8 protein-coding genes are annotated in these 16,575 nt (G+C 65.9%); 2 read left to right on the forward strand and 6 right to left on the reverse strand.

Annotated features, from left to right (window positions below):
* Positions 1-6: 6 nt before the first annotated feature.
* The 5 genes from N511_RS0109490 to N511_RS0109510 form a co-directional block, all read right to left on the reverse strand.
* Positions 7-1,050 (reverse strand): hypothetical protein, encoded by a 1,044-nt coding sequence (locus N511_RS0109490; RefSeq protein WP_027679079.1) that lies wholly within the window; start codon positions 1,048-1,050, stop codon positions 7-9.
* Positions 1,047-2,372, reverse strand: coding sequence for a glycosyltransferase family 2 protein (locus N511_RS23935; RefSeq protein WP_051530870.1), 1,326 nt, complete (start codon positions 2,370-2,372; stop codon positions 1,047-1,049). The genes N511_RS0109490 and N511_RS23935 overlap by 4 nt, the downstream gene beginning before the upstream one ends.
* A gap of 21 nt (positions 2,373-2,393) precedes the next feature.
* Positions 2,394-3,545 (reverse strand): non-hydrolyzing UDP-N-acetylglucosamine 2-epimerase, encoded by a 1,152-nt coding sequence (wecB, locus tag N511_RS23940; RefSeq protein WP_037026571.1) that lies wholly within the window; start codon positions 3,543-3,545, stop codon positions 2,394-2,396.
* A 556-nt stretch (positions 3,546-4,101) separates the two neighbouring features.
* Positions 4,102-5,403, reverse strand: coding sequence for an MFS transporter (locus tag N511_RS0109505; RefSeq protein ID WP_027679080.1), 1,302 nt, complete (start codon positions 5,401-5,403; stop codon positions 4,102-4,104).
* A gap of 148 nt (positions 5,404-5,551) precedes the next feature.
* The gene (locus N511_RS0109510; RefSeq protein WP_037026572.1) at positions 5,552-6,379 is read right to left on the reverse strand and encodes a putative hydro-lyase; all 828 of its coding nucleotides are present in this window, start codon (positions 6,377-6,379) and stop codon (positions 5,552-5,554) included.
* Positions 6,380-6,590: 211 nt separating this feature from the next.
* Between N511_RS0109510 and N511_RS0109515 the strand changes: the two genes are divergently transcribed.
* Positions 6,591-7,505, forward strand: a complete 915-nt coding sequence (locus N511_RS0109515) for a glutaminase (RefSeq protein ID WP_027679082.1) — start codon at positions 6,591-6,593, stop codon at positions 7,503-7,505.
* Between the two features lie 37 nt (positions 7,506-7,542).
* Here N511_RS0109515 and N511_RS0109520 read toward each other — a convergent pair whose 3' ends face one another.
* Complete coding sequence (locus N511_RS0109520) at positions 7,543-8,487, reverse strand: LysR family transcriptional regulator (protein ID WP_027679083.1); 945 nt, start codon at positions 8,485-8,487, stop codon at positions 7,543-7,545.
* A 310-nt stretch (positions 8,488-8,797) separates the two neighbouring features.
* On the opposite strand from N511_RS0109520, the gene N511_RS0109525 reads away from it, so the two are divergent.
* Positions 8,798-16,528, forward strand: a complete 7,731-nt coding sequence (locus tag N511_RS0109525; RefSeq protein ID WP_027679084.1) for a glutamate cyclase domain-containing protein — start codon at positions 8,798-8,800, stop codon at positions 16,526-16,528.
* Positions 16,529-16,575 lie beyond the last annotated feature (47 nt).

The following is a 16,575-nucleotide window of genomic DNA, read 5'->3' on the forward strand; positions in this document are numbered from 1 at the left end:
GGCTCCTTACCCTTCCACACGCGCAAACTCGTGCGCGGTAATCACGCCATGCACGACGCACCCCGGCGAGACGAACAGGCGGTTGCAGACGAGCGTGGTCGGTGCATCGGGGCGGCCGATGCGGCAGTTCGGCCCGAGCACAATGTCTTCAAAGCCGATGAGCGGGCCCAGCACCGCGCTGCCCGCACCGATTTCCAGGTTCTTGCGCGCCGACAGCGTGCCGGCGATGCGCACGCCGTCGCCCGTGCGCAGGTGCCCGTGCGTCTTGATGCTGCCCTGGAGCGCCATGCCACCCGCGACGCGGCAGTCGCCGCGCACCACGTAGTCGCAATCGGTTGCCTCGTTGGCCGCGAGCGTGGCATCGCCGTCGAGCACGCGGCGCTCCGTGGCCGGCTTCGGCAAACCGACCGGCTGCGCTGCGCTGCGCACGTCGCCAAACATCACTTCACCCGCGCCCGCCCGCTCGAAGCGCGCCGGGGCGGCCATCTCGATGCGCTCCTCCGCCGTGACGCGGCCTTCGACACGCACATTCGGCAGCAACCGCACATTGCGGCCATGCACCCAGCGCTGCACCACCACGTTCTCGCCCAGTTCGATATCGCCTTCGGCGAGGCAGGCACGCAGGCGGGTATCACGCTCGACTTCGACATCCTGCTCGACATACAAATCGGCGCGCACGCGGCTGCGCGGGCCCAGCCACGCGTTGCCCCGGAACACGACGATGTGGTTCACCTTGTCGAGCATGCGCGCCAGCCCCGACTGCTCGGCTGCGGGGCGGCCGCGCGGGTCGCGCGCCACGCTCAGTTCTGCGCTCACGGGCACCTGGTAGGCGGCACCTTCGGCACGCATGGCTTCGACATCCACGCCGTACTGCTCTTGCAGCCGGCGGCGGAAGCTGTTGGCAAAGAAGGTGAGATTGTTCGGCTGGTCACGCCGCATCGGCAGCGGCGCGGAATCGGTCGGGCGCAGCCACTCCGACAGCGCCGGCAGGAACGGCAGCACCAGCAGCCCCGCGACCGAGCCGCTCAGCAACAGCATGCTCCCGATCATGCGCCCTCCGTGCCCGTGGGCACCGGCACGTCGCCGGCCATGATGTTGACCACGCCCGCGGCTTCGGTGCGGAAGCGCTCGGTTTTGTCCCACACCAGCTCGCGCTTCTTCACGGCGTCGATCACCTGCGTCACGCCGGCACGTGCGATCGTCATCATGCTGACGAGGAAGCCGAACAGGTTCAGCGGCAGCAGGCGGATGCGGTTGCGATGGCCGTCCAGGTAGGTGGCCGCCGCGATCTCGAAGAAGGCCGCATTCGTGCCGAGCCCGCCGTAGCACAGCAGCGCGGCCAGCAGCACCCAGCCAGAGACGATCGACTGCGCCGCCGCATAGAACAGGATGACGGCCACCACCCAGCCGGCCAGCTGCACCATCGGCATGAGGAAGATCAGCAGCAGCAATGCGCCGTCCAGCCGTTCCAGCCGGCTGATGCGATCGTTGGCGAGCAGCTTGCGGATGTTGTTCACCATCACCTGGTTGTGCCCGCGCGACCAGCGGCTGATCTGTTTGAGCCGCACCGGCCAGACTTCAGGCACCTCTTCGTAGCACTCGGAGCGGTTCTGGTAGACCGTCTTCCAGCCGTGCTGCAGCAGGCGGAACGTCACATCGGTGTCTTCGGCCAGCGTGTCGATGTTCCAGCCGCCGATGTCGTCCAGCGCACGGCGGCGGATACCGCCCACGGTGCCGCCGTATTGCGGCACCAGGCCGAGGTTCATGCGGGCGGTCTGGTCGACCTGGTAGCCGCCGGAACGCTCCAGGTCGAGCAGGCGCGTGAGCAGGTTTGCGCCGGCATTCACCGGCACCACGCGGCCCATGATGGCGCCCACTTCCGGGTCGAAGAACGGCGCCACGAGTTGCTTGATGAGGCCGCGCGCCGGCAGGTAGTCGGCGTCGAACACGATCATGATCTCGGCGTCGATCAACTGCGTGGCATCGCGCAGCGCGGCCGCCTTGCCGGGCCGGCCTTCGGTACGGTGAAACAGCTGGAAGCGCCCGGGGTTGCGCGCCGCAATCTCGTCGATGATCTCGCGCGTGCGGTCCTTGGAGCGATCGTTGACCGGCATGATGGTCAGCTTGTCGCGCGGGTAGTCCACCAGCAGCAGCGCGTTGAGGCAGTCGGCAATCACGCGCTCTTCGTTGTGCGCCGCCACGCAGACCACCACGCTCGGCCACGCGCCCTGTTCGATGTCGAGATACGGCTGACGCTGACGGCCGAACAGCCGGTTCAGCGTGAACAGGTAGTGCCGTGCGGTGTAGACGACGAGCAGCGTGATGATGCAGAACGCAAGCACCAGCAGGATATCGATCGCAAGCGTGGACATGGTCTTCGTTGCCTTCGGCCGTCAGGCCGCTTGAAGTTCTTCGCCCAGAAACTCCTGGACATGCGCACCGCCCAAGGCGGCCACGATGCGCTGCGAGGCGAGCCCGTCGCCGTATGGGTTCAGGCGCTGCGAGAACGCACGCCAGGCGTCGTCGTTGTCGTACAGGTGGCTGACGGCGCCGACAATGCTGTCCACCTCCGTGCCGACCAGGCGCACGGTGCCGGCCTGCACGGCCTCGGGGCGCTCCGTCACGTTGCGCATGACGAGCACCGGCTTGCCCAGTGACGGCGCTTCTTCCTGCACGCCGCCCGAGTCCGTGAGGATCACGTGGGCGCGCTGCATCAGGCGCACGAAGCGGGCATAGTCCAGCGGCTCGATCAGGTGCACGTTCGGCAGGCCTGCCAGCGCCGCCTGCACGGGCCCGCGCACGTTCGGGTTCAGGTGGATGGGGTAGACGATCTGGATGTCGTCGCGGCGCGCCAGCGTGGCCAGCGCATCGCAGATGTTGGCGAAGCCGGAACCGAAGTTCTCGCGGCGGTGGCCCGTCACCAGCAGGACCTTGCGTTCGTCGTTCAGAAATGGGAAATGCGCATCCAGCTCGGCGCGGAAGGCGTCGTCCTTCAGGATGCGCTGCGTGGTCTGCAGCAGCGCATCGATCACGGTGTTGCCCGTCACCAGGATGCGGCCGCCCAGGTTTTCCGCCTGCAGGTTGCGGCGCGACGAATCGGTCGGCGCGAACAGCAGATCGGCACACACGTCGATGGTGCGGCGGTTCATCTCTTCCGGCCACGGCTGGTAGAGGTCGCCCGTGCGCAGGCCGGCTTCCACATGGCCGATGGGGATGCGGCGGTGGAACGCAGCCATGGCCGACATCATTGCGGTGGTCGTATCGCCGTGTACGAGGATGCGATCGGGCTGCACCGTTTCCAGCACGTCGTCAAAGGCGGTGAGCAGGCGCGCGCTCAGTCCGTTCAGCGTCTGGTTCTGCGTCATCAGTTCCAGGTCGTATTGCGGCGTGATGTCGAACAGGTCCAGCACCTGTTGCAGCATCTGCTTGTGCTGCCCCGTCACGCACACGACGGATTCCATGGCCGACTGCTCGGCCAGCGCTTTGACGAGCGGCGCCATCTTGATCGCTTCGGGCCGCGTGCCGAAGACGGAAAGAATTTTCATAACCGGATAGAAGAAGCGCCGCCTACGCGTCGCAGACGCGCACACAGCTCACAGGACTGACGAAGGGAATCGATTGACGCCTCGTCCGTGCCTCCTTCTTGTTGTCGTGCGACCGTGGGGGCGGGGATATCGTGCGTCGTGCAGGCCGCAATTTTCTCAATGAACGCGCCATTGCCGCCACCCCTCGATTTTTTAAACAGAAAGGCTGACTAGGATTACCCCTTCTTTAGGGGTGACGGTAATGAATGGGAAGCCGCGGAGAAAAAGTGACGAATACGCGCGTGCGTTGCTGAAACTGTCCGCGGGGCGCGGAGCCGCACTGGCGCTTGCATTGCAGCCGATTGATTGCCTGAAATTGAATGACCGGGCAGTGAATCAGCGTTTCATGTCCGGTTTGTCTTGAAAACCGAAGCATGCGCAATTGCAACGCAAATGAAAACACAAAACGCCTGAATCATTCCCACCCATTCGAGGGGTATGTCGATTGATCGGCAAAAAAAATGCGCGGCGTCTTCCAAACGCCGCGCGCTGTGCATTATTGGGGGAAGCACAGAAGTTAAATCGATTCGAGTTCGCGACCGCGTGTTTCCGGCAACGTGAGCGCCGCCACAATCAGCAGTCCATAGGCGCCGGCTGCGAAGATGCCGATGGCATGCCCGAGCGAAGAATGCGCACTCACCTGCCCGATCAGGAACGGAAAGCACGCGCCAACCGCCCGGCCGACGTTGTAGCAAAAGCCCTGGCCCGAGCCGCGCACCGACGTCGGGAACAGCTCGGTCAGGAAGGCGCCCATGCCGGCAAAGATGCCCGACGCAAAGAAGCCAAGCGGCAGGCCGAGCAGCAGCATCATGCTGTCGGTCACTTCCAGGTGCGTGTAGGCCAGTGCCACCACCATCGAGCCCACGGCAAACAGGATGAAATTGCGTTTGCGGCCCAGGCGGTCGGTCAGCACGGCGCTGGTGAGGTAGCCGATGTACGACCCGATGATCACCACGGCCAGATAACCGCCGGTGCCGAGCACGGTCAGATGGCGCTCGGTCTTCAGGAATGTCGGCAGCCACGTGGTGATGGCGTAGTAGCCGCCTTGTGCGCCGGTGGTCAGTACGGCGGCGCGCAGCGTGGTGCTCAACAGCCGTGGCGAGAAGATGGCGAAAAAGCTCGTGCGTTCAGAGGCCTGCGACTTTGCTTCCTGAAACACCTCCGGCTCTTTCACCAGCCGGCGCAGGAAGAATACGAACACCGCCGGCACGATCCCCACGAGGAACAACGCGCGCCATGCGGTTTCAGGCGGCATCACGCTGAAGAACCACGCATACAGCAATGCCGACGCGCCCCAGCCCAGCGCCCACCCGGCCTGCACCATGCCGACGGCCTTGCCACGATCCTGCGCGCGAATGGCTTCGCCGATCAGCACGGCGCCGGCCGTCCACTCGCCGCCAAAGCCGAAGCCCATCAGCGTGCGTGCAATCAGCAGTTGCTCGTAGTTCTGCGCGAGGCCGCAGAGGAAGGTGAACACCGCAAACCAGAGGATCGTGATCTGCAGCGCGCGCACGCGCCCGATGCGGTCCGACAGGATGCCGGCCACCCAGCCGCCTGCCGCCGATGCCAGCAACGTGCATGTGCCGATCAACCCCGCATCGGCCTTGGACAGCCCCCACACGCCGATCAACGTGGGGATGACGAAGCTGAGGATCTGCGTGTCCATCGCGTCGAGCGCGTAGCCGACCTTGCAACTCCAGAACGTGCGCCGCTCCTGCGCGGAAATCTCTCCGTACCAGCGGAACAGACCGCCGGAATTGGCTGCGGCTGAGGCGTCCGGCTCGGCGGGCGCTCGCGCAACCGTGGCTTCGGTTGTCATGGTGTTTCCTCCTTGTTACTGATGCTGTCTCGATGCGTTGATCGCTTATTGCTATAGACGAGCGCCTCTGCGTGCGCCAGTTGGAACCCCGATACCCGTCCGTCTTGCCTGTCTTGTCCGTCTTTCTTCCGGCCCTGCGACCGCGTGTTCAGGCGAGCGCTGCGGTGCGCAGGTCGGTGATCAGCATGTGCCCCGGCGCATGCGTGATGCACAGCTCCGGCCGCGCCTGTTGCACCACGGCCTGGGGTGTCACACCGCAGGCCCAGAACACCGGCACCTCGCCCGGCTGCACGGGCACCGCATCGCCCCAGTCGGGCTGGGAGATATCTGCAATGCCGATGGCCGCCGGGTCGCCAAAGTGCACCGGCGCCCCGTGCGCACGCGGCATGCGCGAGGTGATTTCAATGGCACGGATGGCGTCGGGCACCGTCATCGGCCGCATCGACACCACCAGCTTGCCCGCCAGGCGCGACGTACCGACCGTCTCGATCGACGTGCGATACATCGCCACGTTGCGCGACAGGGCGATATGGCGCAGCGGCACGCCGGCTTCCATCAACGCATGCTCGAACGAGAACGAGCAGCCGATGGCGAAGGCGACCATGTCGTCCGTCCACAGCGCTTCAACGTCGGCCGGCTCGTCGGCCAGTTCGCCGTTGCGATAGACGCGATAGCGCGGCACGTCGCGGCGCACGTCAACGTCCTGACCCAGATGGCGGAATACCGGCACGCCGGGCTCGGTCACGTCCAGCAGCGGGCACGGTTTCGGGTTGAGCTGGCAGAAACGCAGGAACTCGTTGGCCCACGTATCGCGCAGCATCACGATGTTGGCCTGCACGTAGCCATCGCACAGGCCGCTGGTATGGCCGCGCAGCACGCCCGAGCGCGCCGCCAGCCGGGCGGAATACGGATTTGCGTAGGCCACGCTGGCACCCGTGCGGGCCGGTGCGGGTGCGGGCGCCGGTTGTTCCGGCATTCTCTTTGCCTGGGCTGTCTCCACTGCCGTTGTCATGCACGTGCTTCCAAAAAGAGTTGTTCGGTTGTTCGTGCGGCAAATTGTGAAAGCGTGATGAAACGCGGTCCAACGAAAGTTTCGGATTGCCTGCGATAGGAAAAGATGATTGCCGAGGCGACTGCAGCACCCGCGTGTAGAATCCTCGCCCCACCGTTTGCCCTCCTGGCCTGACATGGACTACCAAGCGATCCTGGACACCATCCACCGCGACATCCAGCCGTACCTCGGCCGGGGGCGGGTTGCCGATTACATCCCCGAACTGGCCGGCGCCAGCGCAACGGATTTCGGCATGGCCCTCGTCACGCTCGGCGGCGATGTCTACACGGTGGGCAAGGCGGATGTGCCGTTCTCGATCCAGAGCGTGTCCAAGCTGTTTGCCTGCACGCTGGCCTTTCAGCTCGAGGGCGAAGCGCTCTGGCAACGCGTTGGCCGCGAACCTTCCGGCAACGCATTCAACTCGCTGGTGCAGCTCGAATACGAGAACGGCATCCCGCGCAACCCGTTCATCAATGCCGGTGCGCTGGTCGTGACCGACGTGCTGTGCCGGCGCTTCGTGCAGGCCGAGACCGCGCTGGTGCAGTTCATGCGGCGGCTGGTCGATAACCCGCGCATCGACTACGTGCGACGGGTGGCCGAATCCGAACTGGCCCACGCCGACCGCAATCGCGCAATGGCGCACTTCATGAAGAGCTTCGGCAACCTGCACATGCCGGTGGAAACCGTCATCGATGCGTACTGCCGCCAGTGCGCCATCGAGATGGACTGCACGGACCTCGCACGCGCGGTGCTGTTCCTCGCCAACGGCGGCGTCGTGCCGTGGAGCGGCGAGCGCATCGTCGACGCCAGCCCCGCCAAGCGCCTCTCCGCACTGATGCTGACCTGCGGCACCTACGACGCAGCGGGCGACTTTGTCTATCGCGTTGGCCTGCCCGCAAAGAGCGGCGTGGGCGGCGGCATCGTTGCCGTGCTGCCCGGCGAATTTGGCGTGTGCGTGTGGTCGCCGGGGCTGGACGTCAGCGGCAACTCGCTGGCCGGTCTGCAGGCGCTGGAATGGCTGACGACGCTGACCGGGCGCTCGATCTTCTGACGCTGCCGCCACGGCACGCTTGCGTAGTTCAGGCGGCTCAGGCGGCTTCCGAGTTGCGCTCGACTTCTTCGGCGATGGCGTAGCGCGGGCCGACCGACAGGCAGAATTCCCGCGCCATCGTGCGCGCCAGGCCGACGATGGCCTCGTGCACCTCCAGCCCCGCCCCCGCGCGCCACGACGCGATGATCGGCAAGGTGGGCAACGCCGGCTCCACTTCCAGCACCGTCAAGGCGCCGCTCTCGATGCGGTCGCGCACCAGAACGGTGGGCAACGCGCCCACGCCAAAGCCGTCGCCCACCAGGCGCGTCATGGCGGCCACCGAGTTGACGCAGTTCACGCGCGGTGATTCCACCCCGCTCAGGTGCAGCAGGTTGAGCATGTCCTGATGCGGCCGCGAGTTGCGCACGAAGGTGATGAGCCGTTCGCGCGCCAGTTCGCCCAAGCTGCCATACGGATGGGCCAGCCGCGAATTGGTGGCGACCACCCAATGAATCGGGTACTGCGCGAGCTGCACGTTGCGCACGCTTTCGGCACGCAGCAGATCGGTCTGGAAGGCAATGTCGAGCGCGCCCTTCTGCAGTTGCTCGACGAGGTGCATCGCGCTGTCAGCCACGAGTTCGATTTCCAGCGCAGGGAACATCTCGGCGGTGCGCGCGATGAGCGGCGAGAGCCATGTGTGGATGACGCTGTCCATCGCCCCCACCCGCACGCGCCCTTCAAAGCCCGGGCGCTGCGCCACCGCCGCCTGCAATTGGTGCAGCGTGCTCACCATGCGGTCTGCGTATTCCAGCACCTTGTGGCCGTCGGGCGTGAGCTGCACGCCGCGGGTGTCGCGGTCGAACAGGCGCACGCCCAGCTCTTCTTCCAGCGCGGCAATCCGCGCCGAAATGGAGGCCTGCGTGGTGAACAGCTTGTCTGCGGTGAGGCGAAAACTGCGCAGCCGCGCCACCCAGACAAAGGTTTCCAAGAAACGTAGGTTCATGCCCTGCCCCTCGTATTGTTGTATGCGGCTCGCCTGCGTCGCACCCGCAGCGCCATCGCGCCCATGCAGCGCAGGTTACGGATTTTCGTGCTGCGGCGCACGCCCCTGCGCGCCTGTTCGGTGGTTTTTACTCAAGACCCGCCAAAACTGCCACGAGACTTCGTAGTTTCTACAACGCTGGCGTCACCACGGCCACGCTGCACTACGTAATTCGCCAATAGCTGCGTCGCCAACCGGCGTCCAGAATGCCCCTATCACCCGATTGCTTTCAATCAGGCCCACCCCGCATGGGGCGCCGCTGGAGAACACCATGCCCGCCATCGACGAGATCAACGGCCGCATCGTCTACTACCGTCCGCCGCCCCCTCCGCCGCCTCCGCCCACGCCCGAACAGAAACAAACCGCCGCCGACGCCAAGACCAGGACCGACGCCGCGATCCAGACGGCCAACACGGCGGTCAACAACTACATCAACAACGGCGACGACTCGAAGGCCGCGCAGGCCACGCTCGACAAGCCGCTGTCGGACGTCATCAACTCGGTGCAGAACGAGTTGCGCCGGCAGGCCGACGAGGCGCCCGCCGGCAGCGAAAAGAAGGCCATCGAAGACGCAGCCGCCGCCATCAAGAAGCGCGACCCGGATGCCAAATGGCTCGACAAGATCGTCGACGATGCAAAAGACGCGGTGGAGAAGCAAGACCCGAGCCAGCGCACCGCCTCGGAGGCCCGCGACGGCGTGCTCGACGCGCAGGACAAGCTGCAGGACGCGCAAAGCATCAAGGTCACCAACCGCACGATCGCCGAAGACAAGCAGGACTCGATCAACACGGCACAGGCCAACCTGAACAAGGCCATCCAGGATTTCAAGACCGCGCTCGGCAATGAGCTTTCCACGTATGAGAACTTCGGCTCGGGCGACAACCTGAAGGCGGCCAACGACGCCGCGGATGCGCTGGCAAAAGCCCATCCCGACTGGGACGACGGCAGCCTCGCATTTGCCAGGAACATCGCCACAGCCGATGCGATCCAGTACCAGATCAACCACATCAACCCGAACGACCCGACGCTGTCGGCGCAGGACAAGGCACTCGCCACCAACGACCCGGTGCAGTTCGCGTGCGTGCAGCTGGCACGCCCTCACGCCAACGACAAGAACGCCGAGCAGATCTACGAGCAGATCGGCGCCGCCAGCTACGACGTGCGCGTGAACTACACCAAGGATCAGGTCGCGGCCAAGATGAAGGCGGGCGATGCCGAGGGCGCGCTGAAGATCCTGTCGACAAACATGAACGACGTGTCGGTCACCAGTGCCGACCCCGAAGCGCGCGCGCATCTGTACGAAGTGGCCGGCGCACCGTTCTTCAATGCGCACAGCGACTACTTCAACAAGCAGATCAGCGACCTCACCCAGGTTTACAAATACGATCCGAAAGACGCTGACAGCGGGAAGAAGATGGCCGACGGCACGGTCAAGTACGACGCTGTCGGCAAATGGATGAAGGACCTCGCCAAGGTGGCGCCGCCCGAAGTGGCGGGCAACCTGCTGACCACCGTTGAAGACCGCTTCAACGACAACGGCCACTGGTTCCAGAGCAACTCGGGCGATACCTCCGGCCTCATCCCGCACGGGTCGGATTTTTACGGGGGCTTGAGCCTGACCGCAGCCGTGGCCGATTCGCCGCGCTTTGCCAGCGATCAGCCGAGCACCGACCACGCCCAGCAGGTGGCCAACTGGCTGACCACGAACTCCAACGCCAAATCGTTTCTCTACAGCATGCAGACCTCCGGCTCGGGGGGCAGCATGCCGTCGTGGGTGCCGGTGCAGAACGCCGTGGGCGACGGCAATGGCGCCACCGTCACGAACGCGCTGATCCAGCAGCACGGCAAGGACTTGCCCAACGCCGACATGCTGCAACGCGCCTTCGACCGCGGCAACGAGAAGGTCCAGCAGAAGCAGGCGGAAGCGGACTACAAGACGTTCCAGGCGGACCAGAACGGCGGTCTCAAGAACATCTTCGGGCAGATGTCCAAGGCCACGTTCGGCAAGGACAACCCGCTCTACAACGACAAGACGCAGGCCTTCACCGGCCCTGACGCCGATACGCAGCGCAAGAACTACATCGGCGCCGCGCTGATGATCCAGGCCGACAACGCAGGCGCGCAGGCCAGCGGCGACACCAACGCCGCCTGGTACACCAGCGCCAACGGCACCAAGATCATCAACGAGGTCAACAAGGCGATACACGACGCCGGCGGCGACAACCCGAGCGTGAAGGCCATCCCGATCGCCTATGTCGACAAGAGCGCGGGGGTCATGCCGACCGCGTTGTTCGAAGTCGCGGGCAAGGACGGCAAGACCCACTACATCGACGACCGCGGCTGGGACTACAGCAGCCTCGATGATTACCGCCACAACAACGCGCTGTCCGACGGCGGCACGATCTATCTACCCAAAAACCTTGCAGGCAAGGTCGGGCTCGACAGCAACGGCGTTCCAGACGTCGACCACTTCAGCGCGCACATCACCACCACGGGGCAGAAGATCCGGCACGTTGTCGATATCGTGGCCGGTGTGGCGACGGCGGTGGGCGGCGTGATCCTGTCGGTCGGCACGTTTGGCGGTGCATCCATCGTGGGCGGCGCCATGGTGGCCGTGGGCACGGGCTGGATCGTTGGCGAATCGGTCGATCACCTCCATACGCTGGCCGACCACGGCCGCTCGTGGTCGCCCCTCAATCCGGAAGCGACGAACGACTGGTTGGCCATCGTCACGTCCGCGGCCGGCGAATACAGCCTGGCCGGCAAGGGCCTCGTCGCAGTGTCCGACGTGGCCAACGCATCAAGACTGTTCAAGATCACGCGCTCGGCGTCGGACCTCGTGGCCGGAGGCGGCGGCATGATCATGACCGGCGCGCAGGTCAAGGATCTGCTGATGTACGGCGACCGGATGTCGGGCGAGCAGAAGGCCGAGTCCATCATGTTCCTGGGCCTCGGCCTCGGGCAGGTGGGGGCAACGCGCATGCTGGAGCGTGTTGGCCTGTCGCAGGGCACCGAACGCGTCGGCCTGCTCAATGCACTGAAGAACAACGCCGATCGTTACAAGCCGACCGAGATGGCGCCCGAACCCACCACGGTGGCCGCCAACGACCCGGCCAGCGCCGGGCGCCCGACAACCGATCCGACCACCGAGCGGGTGATCACCCAAGCCGGCGGCAAGACCAACGAGCCCACCGGCAGCGCCCCGGGCAGCGAAGGCAAGGACGGCTCGACCGGCAAGCCCGGCACCGACCCGGTCGACCCGGCCACAAGCAAGCCCAAGACCGCAGGCGAACCGACTACCGAACCCGGCAAAACCAGCCCGCCGGGGGACGAAGGCAGCCCGACCAACACGACACCTGCGCGCCCCTCCCGGCCGCTGCCGCGTGCCTTGGATGACCTCGCCAACCCGGAGGTCACGCTGACGAGCTTTACCGACACGCAAAAGGCGCTGGACGCCGGCACGCAGAACGCGCTGTCGCAGCATGCCGATCTGCTGCTGGACGCAGAGAATTACCGCACCAGCGGGACCACCACCGGCCGCCACCCGCGTGGCATTGGCGTGCGGCGTCTGGCCGCCGCGCTGCGCGAGATGAGCGACGACCAGCGCAAGCTCATCCTCAGCAAGGCCGAGTTCGCGCACGACACCGCCAACATCAAAGACCCGGTACGCATGAGCTGGCGCCAGCGGATGCAGCTCTATCGCGGCAAGTCGTCGGTATTCGGACGCACGGCGGACCGCATCATGTCGCCGGTGGACCGCATCCAGGCCATGTTCATCGACCGTGGCATCCGTAACTTCTTCGTCAAGGGCGGAACAGAAGACGCTGCCGCCGCGCTGATGGGCAAGCGCATCCTGATGGTGACGGGCTTTACGGTGGGACGCGATCCGGCAACAGGCCGCCTGCTGCCCGAAACCGATGGCCCAGTCGGCACCGGCGAGAAAGCGGCAACGCTTGCACAGGCGGGCTACGACATCACCGTTGCCACCGATTCCGCCAACATGCCCGTGCTCAAGTCGGTGCTCGATACCTACCCGGGCGGTCACCTCGTCAAGCTCGAACTGTTCGATGCCAAGCGTGGCCAGCCCGCACGCGATGCGGCAAACGAACTGCTCGACCGGGTGCAGCCCGAAGCCGTGGTCGCCATCGAGCTGCCCGCACGCAACGCCGACGGCGATTACCTGAACATGCGCGGCATCTCGGTCGCCGACGTCAATGCGCCGAAAGACCAGATCATTCTGGAAGCCAACAAGCGCAAGGGCATGATCACCGTGGGAGTGGGCGACGGCGGCAATGAGGCCGGCATGGGCGGCCTGCGCAGCAAGATTCCGCCGGTCACGCTCGCTGACGGCAGCACGGTGGATTTCGCGTCGACCGTGCCGGTGGACTTTCCTGTCACGGCGTGGAACTCCAACTTTGGCGCGCAGGCCATCCTGGCCAACATGCTGCGCAACATGGGCCGCCTGGACCTCATGCCCAAGCCCGAGCAACTGCACGCAGCCATCAAGGCTTCAGTGGAAGCCGGCGCGGTGGACGGCGTGAGCCGCAAGGGCGAAGCCAGCGTCGACGGTTTCGCCTCGCAGGTGCACCAGGGCATGCTTGTGCTGCTGCGCAACGCCATGAACCACATGCCCGACGGCAAGACGTTTGACGAGGCCACGCCCAACGAACCCTTTACCGTTGCCGCCTTCGACTCCAGCAACGGCGGGCTGATCGCGGCCAAGAACATGCTGGCCATCATCAAGGCCGAAACCGGTGAAGACCTGCAGATGGTGCCGGTGGTGGACCATGCCAACGCGCCTTACGGCCCCAAGAGCCCCGACACGCTCATTCGCCTGGTCGGCAACGGCCTGCAAACCGCGCAGCGCCTGAAGGCGGCCATGGTGGCGATGGCGTGCAACACCGCGTGCACGGCGTTCCCGAAAGCGCTGGACAACGTGGACGTGCCCGTCATCAACCTGATTGACGTGACCTCGCGCGCGATGGTGGAACACGGCGGCGATCGCCCCGCCGTCATCGCCACCGCGGGCACCGTCAAGAGCGGCGCATACCAGAACAAGGTGGCCGAGCTGACCCATGGCGAGATCACCCCGCAGGCCGTGGCCGCCCACAAGTTTGCGGATTTCGTCAACGACCTCAAGCACAAGAGCGATGACCCGGCAGTGAAGGCTGAGCTGCAAGCCGCCTCCGACAAGTACGTGGAGGAACTCGATCCGAACACCACGTCGCTGTGGCTGTGCTGCACGCACTATCCGGCGATGAAGGATTTCCTCGTGACCTCGCTGCAGAAGCGCGGGATGGATATTCCTGTGATCGATCCGATGGAGTACCAGGCCAAGGCGCTGCTCAACGAAATCGGCAAGAGCGAATGGCACACGCCGAGCGCGGCGTATTCCACCGATCCGTACGTGGTCACCTCGGGCAAGACCGGCCCGGTGAGCGAATCGGCACACAACCTGATGGAGCGCCCGGACGTGCCCGTGCAGCGGGTGCGCAGGTTCGGCCCAGGCAAGACGCTGGACGGGACCATCCCGCCGAATCCGCGCATGGAGCCGACGCCGATCAGCAACGCCGTGATGGCGATGTTCAACCCCGACATGGCGCGCATTGAAAACCCGAAGGGAGTCGACAACGCCGCCGCTGCACTGCAGGGCAGCAACCGCATCCTGGTGCTGGCCGGCTCGCGCAACGCGCATGGCGCTGTCGACACCGACGGCATTGCTGGCGCCGCCGTGTTCGGTCATGACATGCAGGCCGCAGGCAAGCAGGTTGTGTATGTGGTGCCGCACGAGGCGGTGCCGGTACTGGATGCCGCGCTTCAGGCACGCGGCGCCGCCGTCAACGACTACAGCATCGTGCCGTTTGACGCGGCGCCCGGCGAGCAGGCACGCACCACCGCGCAGGACCTCATCCATCAGGAATCGCCGGACACGATCGTCTCCATCAACGTGCACGGGCGCAACGCCGATGGCCGTTACATCGACCAGGACGGCAACGACGTCACCGACCAGACCGTGCCGCTGGACGAGGTGGTCGCCACCGGCTGGAAGACCAACGGCGTGACGACCATCGGTGTGGGCTCGCGCGGGCATGAGGCCGGCATGGGTAACACGCGGCGCACGGCCCCGCAGGTGACGCTGCCCGACGGCACCGTGGTCGACCCGCGCTCCGTGGTGCCGGCCGACCACTACGTGAGCGCGTCGAACTCCAACTGGGGCGCGCACGGCCTTGCCGCATCCGCGTTGAAGGCCGCAGGCCGCACGGATCTGCTGAGCACGCACCAACAGCACATGGACGCGCTGGAGGCGAGTGCCAACGCAGGCGCCGTGGATGGCGTGACCGGCCGCGCCGACCCGACCGTGGGCGGGCACGACACCAACACCTACCAGACCGTCGTGCAGATGATCAACCTGGCCGCGGGCAAGAAGCCCGACGTGCCCCCGCCGACGGCTGCGAATGCAGCGGGACCGAAGGGTCCCGAGGGCCCGCAGCCCAAAGACCCCGCGTCCACCACGGAGCCCACCGGCAGCAAGACCACCGAGCCGATCACCGCAAAAACCAGCGAAGCCGGCAACGACGGCAACGGCACGCCACCGACCGAACCGGACAGCGCCGCCAACGCCGGCGAACCCAAGCGCAAGCCGTGGATCCGCTGGATTTTCGCGGGCTCGCTCACGGGGGCGTTCTCCACGGCGGCGAGTTCCGCCACGCTCACCGGAAGCGCCGCCACGCACGCGGTGTTCGACCCGTCGCTCACGAGCCCGCTCTCGTTCATGTATCGGGGCAGCATCGCGGCGCTGCGTGCCAACAAGACACGCGCGATCAACGAGCAGATCGGCAAGCTCGGCACGGAAGACTCCGCCCCGGCGCTGGCGTGGCTCAAGGCCAACGTGCGTGACCGGGCCGGCCGCTGGGGCCTGTCCAAGACAGACCGTGCGGCCATCGGCGAGGCGCTGGACCACTTCCAGGCCAACCCGGATGCACTGACCGACGCGCTCAGCAAGAAGGACAACCCCGACGCCCAGACCGATCGCAACGTGCAGCGGCTGCAGGCACTGACGAGTGCACCGGCCAAACTGCTCTCGCCCAAGAGCCCCATGGGCCGCGCGAACGACACGCTGCAGCTACTCACGCTGGCGCTGAACAACGGCAACACGGCTTACTGGTTTGCCACGCACGGCGCGCATCTGAACACACCGGCGTTCTGGAGCAACGCGCTGTTCCTGAGTGCCAACCTCGCGCTGTCGAGCCGCAACTTTGCCGGCCGCCTGGGCGCCACGTTCAACGACAAGGCGACCAACACGAGCCCGTGGCTGAACCGCGCACAGGCCTTCACGATGTCGCTATATACGGTCGGTTCGGTGCCGCTCGCCATGAACGACGCCCTCATGCATACGAACAGCCCCGCCATAGGCGCGACCAAGGCGGCCCTGGACCTGGCCTTCGGTGCGGGCGCACTGCGCATTGCCGGCGACCTGATGCCCAAGATCGGCCAGCGGCTGCCCAGCAACGCCATGCTGCCCGGCGGCGTGATCCTGGGTGTGGCGGCCGTCACGCGTTTCGGCATCGAGCTGTTCGTTCCGAACCAGGCGGCCAAACCGGCCGTTGCGCAAGTGCAGGCCAACGGCAACAGCAACGGGCAGGACCAGAACGGCCAGCCCATTAGCGCGTTCCCGCTGCCCGACATGCAGGGCGTGAGCGGCGATGTGCTGCGCGCCAACGCCCCGCACGCGTTGCCATCGGTCGGCACGGCCAGCTCGCCGCAGTACGCCATCGTTGGCCCGGGCGACACGCTCTGGCAACTGAGCGCCGCGGATGCCGCCAAGCTGCTGGGCACCACGGCCCCGGCATCCGACGCGCGTACGGCCGCCGCACTTAACAAACTGCCGCCCATGAACAGCCAGTTCGACTGGGCGGCGCTGGATGGCAATCCGTACACGCAAGGCGCAACGGGGCTGGACCCGGATGTCGTCGTCCCGGGTGACATCGTGCGCATCGGATAGCCCGGAAAGCGGGCAAGGATCGGCGGACGCAGCAGTCGGGCGTCCGC

The organism is Ralstonia sp. UNC404CL21Col, from assembly GCF_000620465.1.
GTDB classification, from domain to species: Bacteria; Pseudomonadota; Gammaproteobacteria; order Burkholderiales; family Burkholderiaceae; genus Ralstonia; species Ralstonia flatus.

Bases quoted from the DNA above. Each gene is read 5' to 3' on its own strand.
- N511_RS0109490 (WP_027679079.1), bottom strand. From the start codon at position 1,050: ATGATCGGGAGCATGCTGTTGCTGAGCGGCTCGGTCGCGGGGCTGCTG.
- N511_RS23935 (WP_051530870.1), bottom strand. From the start codon at position 2,372: ATGTCCACGCTTGCGATCGATATCCTGCTGGTGCTTGCGTTCTGCATC.
- wecB (WP_037026571.1), bottom strand. From the start codon at position 3,545: ATGAAAATTCTTTCCGTCTTCGGCACGCGGCCCGAAGCGATCAAGATG.
- N511_RS0109505 (WP_027679080.1), bottom strand. From the start codon at position 5,403: ATGACAACCGAAGCCACGGTTGCGCGAGCGCCCGCCGAGCCGGACGCC.
- N511_RS0109510 (WP_037026572.1), bottom strand. From the start codon at position 6,379: ATGCCGGAACAACCGGCGCCCGCACCCGCACCGGCCCGCACGGGTGCC.
- N511_RS0109515 (WP_027679082.1), top strand. From the start codon at position 6,591: ATGGACTACCAAGCGATCCTGGACACCATCCACCGCGACATCCAGCCG.
- N511_RS0109520 (WP_027679083.1), bottom strand. From the start codon at position 8,487: ATGAACCTACGTTTCTTGGAAACCTTTGTCTGGGTGGCGCGGCTGCGC.
- N511_RS0109525 (WP_027679084.1), top strand. From the start codon at position 8,798: ATGCCCGCCATCGACGAGATCAACGGCCGCATCGTCTACTACCGTCCG.